This window comes from Corallococcus sicarius, from assembly GCF_003611735.1.
In the GTDB taxonomy this organism is placed as follows: Bacteria; Myxococcota; Myxococcia; order Myxococcales; family Myxococcaceae; genus Corallococcus; species Corallococcus sicarius.
In genome coordinates, this window is the sequence record NZ_RAWG01000376.1 from 1 (window position 1) to 8256 (window position 8256).

Below are 8256 nucleotides of genomic sequence, written 5' to 3' on the forward strand. Positions count from 1 at the left end.
GCCGTATGTCGCCTGGGCCGCGCGCCCGCTGACGGACTTCGGCGCTGATTCGCAGGCGGGCTACTACCAGCGGCAGGGCGCCCAGGCCCTGCGCGCGGGGTGGGCGGACTTCGCCGCGCTCAACTACACCACATGGCGGATTCGCTCCCGTACCAGTTCGCGATCGGCCCGGGCTACGCGGACATCCTGTTCAAGACGGAGGGCCGCTTCCTTCCCTCGCTGCGCGAAGCCATCCAGACCCATGAGTCGCTCTGGGGCTTCATCCGCCTGTCCCTGGCGAAGGTCGCCTATTCGCTGCACGGCGATGAGGTCCCCAACAACGTGGACGTGGCGCTCTTCCGGCAGTCGGCGGGCCTGCTGCGCGCGCTGCCCCTGCCCTTCTGGGGCCTGGGCGTGCTGGGCGCCGTGGGGGCCGTGGCGACGCGGGCCCACTGGCGGCGGCTGTGGCCGCTCTACCTGGGCATCGTGGCGTGTCTGCCCACGCTGGTGCTCGCGTCCTTCATCTCCCGCTACCGCCTTCCGCTGGCGGCGGCGCTGCTGCCGCTCGCGGGCGCGGGCGTCGTCGCGCTCGTGCAGCAATTCCAGACGCGGCGGTGGCCCGCGCTGGGGCTGACCGCCGTGCTGGCCGTGCCGTATGTCGCCTGGGCCGCGCGCCCGCTGACGGACTTCGGCGCTGATTCGCAGGCGGGCTACTACCAGCGGCAGGGCGCCCAGGCCCTGCGCGCGGGGTGGGCGGACTTCGCCGCGCTCAACTACCGCGAGGCCCTGCGCCTGGAGCCCGACCGCGCCCGGGCACGGCTGGAGCTGGGAGATGCGCTGCTCCAGCAGGGCCTGCTCGACGAAGCCCTGCCCGAGCTGCGCGAGGCCGCGCGCGGGATGACCTCCGGTGAGCCCCTGCTGCTCATGGGCCGCGCGTTGCTCGCCGTGGGCCGGCGCGAGGAGGCGCTGGCCGCGCTGCGCGAGGCCGTGGCGCGCGAGCCCGCGGGGTCGCAGGTGCGTCAGCAGTCCGAGCAGTTGTTGAGCACCCCTGGGGGCCCCTGACCTATGCACCGGCTCGACACCCGTCCTGGAAGCCCGCTGGCGGCCTCCGCGGACCTGGAGCCCGGAAGCGCCGAGCGCGACTCCCGGGGACTGACGCTCGACATCATCATCCCCGTCTTCAACGAGGAGGAGGTCCTCCACCTGCTCCTGGAGCGTCTGGGCACCGTCTTCGCGCCGGAGACGCTGGCCGCGCAGGGGGTCGCCTCCGTGCGGCTGGTGCTGGTGGATGACGGCAGCCGCGACGCGACGGCGCGGCTCATCGCCGAGCGCATCCGCGAGGGCCTGCCCGCGCGCCTCATCCGCCTGTCGCGCAACTTCGGGCATCAGGGTGCGGTGTGCGCCGGGCTGGACTTCGCGGACGCGGACCTCGTGGCGGTGATGGACGCGGACCTGCAGGATCCGCCGGAGGTGGTGTGGCGGATGCTCCAGGCGTGGCGCGAGGGCGCGGACGTGGCCTTCGGTCAGCGTCGCCGCCGCAAGGGCAACGTGCTCAAGCGCACGGGCTACTGGGGGTTCTACCGGCTGGTGGCCATCCTGTCGGAGATCGACCTGCCGCTGGACACCGGCGACTTCTGCGTGATGGACCGCCGCGTGGTGGCGGCGCTGCGACGGCTGCCGGAGAACCTGCGCTTCTCGCGCGGGTTGCGCGCGTGGGTGGGCTTCAAGCAGGTGGCGGTGGAGTTCGACCGTCCGGCGCGCGCCGCGGGCGAGCCCAAGTACACCTGGAAGAAGCTGTACCAGCTGGCCACCGACGGCATCGCGTCCATGAGCACCCGCCCGCTGCAGGCGGCGCAGTTCGGCAGCTTCTTCTTCGGACTGTTGACGGTGATGTTCCTGCTCCTGCTGCTGGGCTTCTCGAAGCAGCTCGATGTGCCCCGCCCCTTCCTCTTCCTCTACGCGCTCGTCGCCACCGGGAACGCCGTGCTGTCGTTCTGCCTCTACATCCTGGGCGCCTACGTCGGGCGCACGTACCTGGAAGTGAAGGGCCGGCCGCCGTACCTCGTGATGGAGCTCGTGGAACCCCGGCCCCCCGCGCGTCGCCCTCCCGATGACCCAAGCCCCCACTGAAGTCGAGTTGCTGTCGTCCCCCCGCGCCACCGAGCCCTTCCCCGACGCGTGGTACGACCAGAGCTCCGCGGAGCACTTCTGGTTCAGCTGGCGGCTGCGCGCGCTCCTGCGCCTGCTGAAGGACGTCCGCACGCCCACCACCCAGCCCCTGCGCGTCCTGGACGTGGGCTCCGGCCCGGGCATCCTCGCGGCGCAGCTGGAGGCCGCCACCGCGTGGACGGTGGACGCGGCGGACCTCAACCTGGGCGCGCTCCAGCGCTGCGCTCCCCGGCGGGGCCGGACCCTCTACTACGACGTCACCGAGGAGCGCCCGGAGCTGGCGGGACGCTACGACGCGGTGTTCGTCTTCGACGTCATCGAGCACCTGCCGGAGCCGCTGCCGCTGCTGCGCTCCGCGCTGGCGCACCTGAAGCCCGGGGGGCTGTTCCTCATCAACGTGCCCGCGCTCCAGGCGTGCTTCAGCCAGTACGACGTGGAGGTGGGCCACCTGCGGCGCTACACGACGGCCAGCCTGGAGGAGGCCCTGGAGCCGCTGGGGCTTCAGTCCGTGGCGCTGCGCTACTGGGGCCTGTCGCTGCTGCCCGCGCTCGTCGCCCGCCGCGCGACGATGCCGGTGGGCCGTCTCCAGGAGCGCATCGTCGAGCGCGGCCTCGTGCCCCCCTCGAAGTGGGTGGACGGAGCGCTGCGCGCGCTGATGCACGCGGAGACGCGCCTCGCCTCGCGGCCCGTGCTGGGGACGTCGGTGCTGTACGCGGGCCGCGTGCCCTGAAGCGCGCCTACTCGCGCAGCCGCAGCCCCCGGGGCACCACCGCGCGCGCCACCGCCTCGAAGAGGCCGCTGACGAGGAGCGCGAGCACCGCGGATGGCACCGCGCCTTCCAGGATGAGCCCCACGTCGTCCAGGCGGATGCCGGTGAGGATGGGCTGCCCGTAGCCGCCCGCGCCCACCAGCGCGCCCAGCGTGGCGGTGCCCACGTTGATGACCGCCGCCGTCTGGATGCCCGCGAGGATGGACGGCGCCGCCATGGGCAATTCGATGCGCCACAGCCGCGCGCGCGCCGGCAGGCCCAGCGCCTCCGCGGACTCGCGCACCTCCCACGGGATGCCCCCGAGCCCCGCCGCCGTGTTCCGCACGATGGGCAGCAGGCTGTAGAGGAACAGCGCCGCGATGGCCGGCTTCGAGCCGATGCCCAGGAGCGGAATCATCACCACCAGCAGCGCCAGCGACGGCACCGTCTGGATGATGCTCGACAGGCCCAGCACCGCCTGCCCCAGCCTTGGACGGCGCGCGGCCAGCACGCCCAGCGGGATGGCGAGCGCGAGGGCCCCCAGCAGCGACACGCCCACCAGGAACAGGTGCTCGCGCGTGCGCTGCCAGACGCGTGACACGGCGCCCTGCGTGCGCACCTCCGTGGACAGGCCCAGCGACGCCTTGAGGAAGTCCGATGCCACCTGGGCTTCGGGCACGCGCTCCAGCCGCGCGCGGGCGTTGAGCTTCACCATGCGCGCCTCCGTCAGCGAGCCCTCCAGCTTGCGCACCGCCTGGAGCGCCCCGGGCGCGCGCGCCTCCAGGTCCGCGCGGTAGAGGAGCACGGCGTCGTACGCGGGGAAGTGGCGCCGGTCGTCCTCCAGCACGCGCAGGCCGTAGGCGGCGATCTCCGCGTCGGTGGAGTACAGGTCCGTGAGCTGGAGCGCGCCGCTCTCCAGACCCCGGTACGCCAGGTCGTGGTCCAGGCCGCGCACGTCGCGCTGGGGCAGACCGTACGCGTCGCGCAGCGCGGGCCAGCCGTCGCCCCGCTCCAGGAACTCGTTGCTGAAGCCCACGCGCAGCTCCGGGTGCTGCTTCAGGTCGGAGATGCGGCGGATGCCCAGCCGCTCCGCCTCCGCTTCCTTCATGCCCAGCGCATACGTGTCGTTGAAGCCGAGCGACGCGCTCATCCGCAGCCCCTCCTGCGCGAGCGCCTCGCGGAGCGCGGCGTCGTCCGGCAGCGCGCGGCCGGCGAACAGCTCCTGGCGCAGCGTGCCGGTGTACTCGGGGTAGACGTCCAGCTCGCCCCGGCGCAGCGCCTCCCACAACACGGTGGTGCCCCCCAGCTCGCGGCGGTGCGTGGCCTGGGCCCCGGTGGCCTTCGCCACCTGCGTCACCATCTCGCCCAGGATGACGGACTCGGTGAACTTCTTGGACCCCACGCGCACCGCGGGCCCCTCAACGTCCGGCTTCGCGCACGCGCCGAGCAACACCAGCAGGATCAGCGCTCCCACCCGCGTCATCTGGCCCGCCCCACGGGCAACGGACGCTGCGCCTGGATGAACCGCGTGACGAAGGCCTCCGCGGGCCGGGCCTCCAGGTCTTCCAGCGTGCCCTGCTGCACCACCCGGCCCTCGCGCAGCAACACGATGCCGTGGCCCAGCCAGGCCGCCTCCGCCAGGTCGTGGGTGACGAGCACCACCGTCTTGCCCAGCCGCTCGAAGATGCCGCGCAGGTCCGCCTGGAGGTCGTGGCGCACCAGCGGATCCAACGCGCCCAGCGGTTCATCCAGCAGCAGCACGTCCGGGTCCAACATCAGCGCGCGCATCAGCGCCACCCGCTGCCGCTGGCCGCCGGAGAGCTGCCCGGGGTAGCGCTCCAGCGCCTCCGCGGGGAAGCGCGTCAGGTCCATCAGCACGCCCTGCCGTTCGCGGATCCGCGCCTCCGGCCAGCGCAGGTGCCGCGCCATCAGCGTGACGTTCTGGGTGCCGGTGAGGTGAGGGAACAGGCCTCCGCCCTGGAGCGCGTAGCCCACGCGCTGGCGCACGGCGAGCAGCGCGTCCGGCGTCTCGGGCAGGGGCTGGCCGTCGAAGAGGACGCGGCCGGTGTCGGGCCGCGCGAGGCCGTTGAGCAGCCGCAGCAGCGTGGACTTGCCACAGCCGCTGGGGCCGATGAGCACCGTCGTCGCGCCCGTGGGCAACGTCAGCGTCAGCGGGTGCAGGGCCTGCAAGCCGCCAAAGCGCTTGGACACGCCATCCAATGTGAACACGAGAGGCCCTGTCCCTTCAGCGCGCGGCGAAGGCGCCGTTGCAGGCCGCGGGAAAGGGAGCGGCTTCCGAGCCTGCCGAGCCGTCCGAGCCCGCCGAGCGGAGGCTGCAAGCGGCGAACAGGCCCCGTCCCTGCATGTCCACGCCGCCCGCCCAGACGACCACGTCGCCGCCGCCATCCGGAGAGGGCGCGGTGAAGCGGGCGCAGCGCGTGGGCGCGCCCTCCACGTAGCAGTCCCGCATCTCCACCGCGCTGGCGCCGGGGAGCGCGTCGCGCAGCTCCTCCACGCTCTGGTCGCGCCAGCGCTCCAGTTGGGCCGTGCCCGGCTGCACCGGGTAGAAGACGCTCCAGGAGAACGTGGACCGCTCGCAGCGGATCCGCCCCACGTGCGTCGTCGAGGCCGCGAGCTGACAGCCCTCCGGCACGCCCAGGAGCCGCCACGGCAGCCGGGGCGGCGTCACGAGCGACGACGGCGCCAGCACGTCCCCTTCCGGGTTGCCTCGCGTGGCCAGGTACGCGAACAGCTCCAGGCACCGCCCCAACTCCGGACGCGCGTTGTCGCGCACCACACAGCCCAGCTGGCGCACCCGGCCCGCCGTCGGCGTCACCGTCGTGAGGTACCCGCCCGCGCGACAGGGCGGCGTCCCGCCCTCCGGGCCGGTGCACTTCGCGAAGCGCACGGAGGGATGGGGCTGACCCGCGAGCGGCAGCTCTCCCACGACCTCCGTGAGCGGCGCGCCCAGCCGCGCACGGACGCGGGTGCGTCCCGCCTCCAGGGCCTGCGCTTCGCTCACGTCCGACAGCTCGTCCAGCCATACCGAGAGCCTGCCGCAGCGATAGGTGCGCGACGTGGCGCTGTCAGGCAGGGGCACGCAGCCATCGAAGAGCGAGCGCGCATCGGCGACGAAGGGCCCCGTGGACGTGACGCCCACCGCGGGGACCGCGGGGGCCGCCGGCACGGTCGCCTGACACGCGCCCAGCACCCCCCAGAGCCCCACCCAGACCGTCGCCAATGCCTTGCGCATCCGCGACGGGATAGGCGTCGGGCCCGGCCGAGTCAACCGGCCCGACGGTCCGACGCCCACCGCGCTACATCCCGCGGCTACTTCTTCATCTGCTTCTCCAGGTCCTTCACCTGCATCTCGTGGCTGTTGACCACGCCCTCGGTCTGGCTCAGGAGCGCCAGGAAGGTCGCGTCGTTCTTGTAGTCCTTGCGGCCCTCCTTGAGGATGTCCTTGCCCATCTTCTGGTCGTCGGCGATGCGCGAGAGGAAGGCCTTGTCGAACTCGGGGCCCTGCTTCGCACGCAGCTTCGCCAGCTCCTCGTTCGTCTTGTCGATGCTCTTGCCCAGCTTCTCGCTGGTGTCCTTCATCTTCTCGTCGTAGCCCTGCTGCACGCCGCCGGAGCCACCCGTGCCCGTGGAGGGCATGTCGCTTTCGCTCAGCTCGCTGATCTGCATCTTCTGGCCCTGCGCCCAGGTGCGCAGCGCTTCCTGGCTCTTCTCGTGGTCCTGACGCAGCTGCGTGGCGAACTGCTTCACCTGCGGATCCGTCGCCTGCTCCTCCGCGAGCGTCGCCAGCTTGATCTGCCGGCTGTTGAAGACGGCCAGCTTGCCGACGTAGTTCACGCGCTTCGCGGCCGCCTCCCCCACGGCCTTGCCCTGCTTCTGCATCTCCTTGTCCTGCTTCGTCATGGGGTCTTCGGCGTGGGCCGCGAAGCCCATCAGCCCCGCCATGACCGCCGCCGTCAGCGCCCGCGCCTTCCAGTTCGTATTGCCCATGGTCCCGCCTCCCCCGCCCCTCGCGGATGAATGAATGACGGAACGAAGGTGACGACGGCGCGCGCTGGCGCCAGGGCCGCCTGGACGACAGCCCCGCCCCCGGGAACGAGGGCGGGATGACCTGGGCAACACTCCGCGGGCATCACTCCGCGGGCAGCACGCCGCGCACCACCGCGCCCCGCTGCGTCGCCGTGGCCTGGGCCCAGCCGCGCAACACCGCGAGCACCGCCGTGGAGAAGACCTGCGTGTCGTGGAGCGTGACGGTGGTGCCCGCCCCGCCCGTCTGCGCCTGCTCGAAGCGCGCGGTGAGCCAGCAGGCCCCGGACATGCCGTCCTCGGGCACGGTGCGTGACACCTCCAGCTCCAGCAGGGCGGAGGGGGACAGCCACGCCTCGGCCCACCGCAGCCGCCGCTCCAGCAGCGCGCCCAGGGACTCCCACGCGGACGGCCCTTCCACGGACGGCTCCGCCCCCGCCGCGCCGGGCCCCGGTGGCAGGTACACCTCGCGCAAGAAGGGCGGCTCGCGGGTCAACGCGTGCGCCGTCGCGCGCAGCCACAGGCGACAGTCGTGCAGCACGCCCGCCGAGCCCACGTCGAAGGAAGGCAGGGGATGGCGCGTCTGCGGCCGCCGGCCCCCCTGCCGGTCCGCCTCCACCTGCACGAAGGGCGACACCTGGACGCGCCCCTCCACGATGCCCTCCACCTCCAGCCCCAGCCGCTCCAGCCGCGTCCCCCGGCCCAGGCTCCGCCACAGGTCGATGAAGGCCGCGGCCAGGGGCGCGGCGTTCGCCACCGAGTACGGCCGCCACTCCACCCGCTGACACACCACGCGCGCCGAGGGGACACGCGCTCCGGGCGGCCCCAGCCCCAGCATCAGGTCATCCCCGCCCACCGCCACGCGCGTGGACAGCATGAGGCGCGCCGGGCCCTCCAACAGGCGCACCTGCAACGCGCCTCGCGGCACCGCGCCCTCCACGTAGCGCGCCCCCCACAGCAACAGCTCACCCTGGATGAGCACGTCCTCACCCCGGGGTGCGTGCAGGTTCGGCCGCGAGTCGTGACAGCCCAACACCCAGGCACTCCGGCCCTCCTGGACCCAGCGCACCCGCAGCCCCACCGGCAACGCCTCCAACGTGCGCCGGGTGCTCTCCACCCCGAATGTTCGTTCCGCTTCCGCCACCAGGCCCCCTCAAGCCGAACAGCACAGCTGCATAGTTACATGATAGCTGTGATTAGAGGGCGGTGTTAGCGCGGATTTGCGGGTTTGACCGGGTCAGCGCGGATTCTTTCCCGGGGCTGGGGGACGGGTGGGGAGCGCCTCGTAGGCGCGTTGCAGGAGGGCGTCGCTGGAG

8 protein-coding genes are annotated in these 8256 nt (G+C 72.9%); 3 read left to right on the forward strand and 5 right to left on the reverse strand.

Annotated elements, in window-relative coordinates; translation table 11 throughout:
- Positions 1-132: 132 nt before the first annotated feature.
- Genes D7X12_RS43845 through D7X12_RS36060 form a run of 3 tightly spaced genes read left to right on the forward strand, consistent with a single transcriptional unit; the run spans position 133 to position 2878 of the window.
- Positions 133-1041, forward strand: coding sequence for a tetratricopeptide repeat protein (locus D7X12_RS43845; protein ID WP_208719500.1), 909 nt, complete (start codon positions 133-135; stop codon positions 1039-1041).
- Positions 1042-1044: 3 nt separating this feature from the next.
- On the forward strand, positions 1045-2109 hold the full coding sequence (locus D7X12_RS36055) for a glycosyltransferase family 2 protein (protein ID WP_120629743.1): 1065 nt from the start codon (positions 1045-1047) through the stop codon (positions 2107-2109).
- Between the two features lie 7 nt (positions 2110-2116).
- Positions 2117-2878, forward strand: coding sequence for a class I SAM-dependent methyltransferase (locus D7X12_RS36060; protein ID WP_158620189.1), 762 nt, complete (start codon positions 2117-2119; stop codon positions 2876-2878).
- Positions 2879-2885: 7 nt separating this feature from the next.
- Here the strand turns inward: D7X12_RS36060 and D7X12_RS36065 are convergent, their stop codons facing one another.
- The 5 genes from D7X12_RS36065 to D7X12_RS43185 form a co-directional block, all read right to left on the reverse strand.
- Positions 2886-4379, reverse strand: coding sequence for an ABC transporter permease/substrate-binding protein (locus tag D7X12_RS36065; RefSeq protein WP_120629745.1), 1494 nt, complete (start codon positions 4377-4379; stop codon positions 2886-2888).
- Entirely contained in the window at positions 4376-5125 is a 750-nt protein-coding gene (locus D7X12_RS36070; protein WP_120629746.1) for an ATP-binding cassette domain-containing protein, read from the reverse strand. Before D7X12_RS36070 ends, D7X12_RS36065 begins: the two co-directional genes overlap by 4 nt.
- Before the next feature lie 16 nt (positions 5126-5141).
- A complete protein-coding gene (locus D7X12_RS36075; protein ID WP_208719502.1) occupies positions 5142-6137 on the reverse strand; it encodes a hypothetical protein in 996 nt (331 codons plus the stop codon).
- A gap of 89 nt (positions 6138-6226) precedes the next feature.
- A complete protein-coding gene (locus D7X12_RS36080; RefSeq protein WP_120629747.1) occupies positions 6227-6904 on the reverse strand; it encodes a DUF4142 domain-containing protein in 678 nt (225 codons plus the stop codon).
- A 142-nt stretch (positions 6905-7046) separates the two neighbouring features.
- On the reverse strand, positions 7047-8057 hold the full coding sequence (locus D7X12_RS43185; protein ID WP_158620190.1) for a hypothetical protein: 1011 nt from the start codon (positions 8055-8057) through the stop codon (positions 7047-7049).
- Positions 8058-8256: the final 199 nt, after the last annotated feature.

Bases quoted from the DNA above. Each gene is read 5' to 3' on its own strand.
- D7X12_RS36055 (WP_120629743.1), top strand. From the start codon at position 1,045: ATGCACCGGCTCGACACCCGTCCTGGAAGCCCGCTGGCGGCCTCCGCG.
- D7X12_RS43845 (WP_208719500.1), top strand. From the start codon at position 133: ATGGCGGATTCGCTCCCGTACCAGTTCGCGATCGGCCCGGGCTACGCG.
- D7X12_RS36065 (WP_120629745.1), bottom strand. From the start codon at position 4,379: ATGACGCGGGTGGGAGCGCTGATCCTGCTGGTGTTGCTCGGCGCGTGC.
- D7X12_RS36080 (WP_120629747.1), bottom strand. From the start codon at position 6,904: ATGGGCAATACGAACTGGAAGGCGCGGGCGCTGACGGCGGCGGTCATG.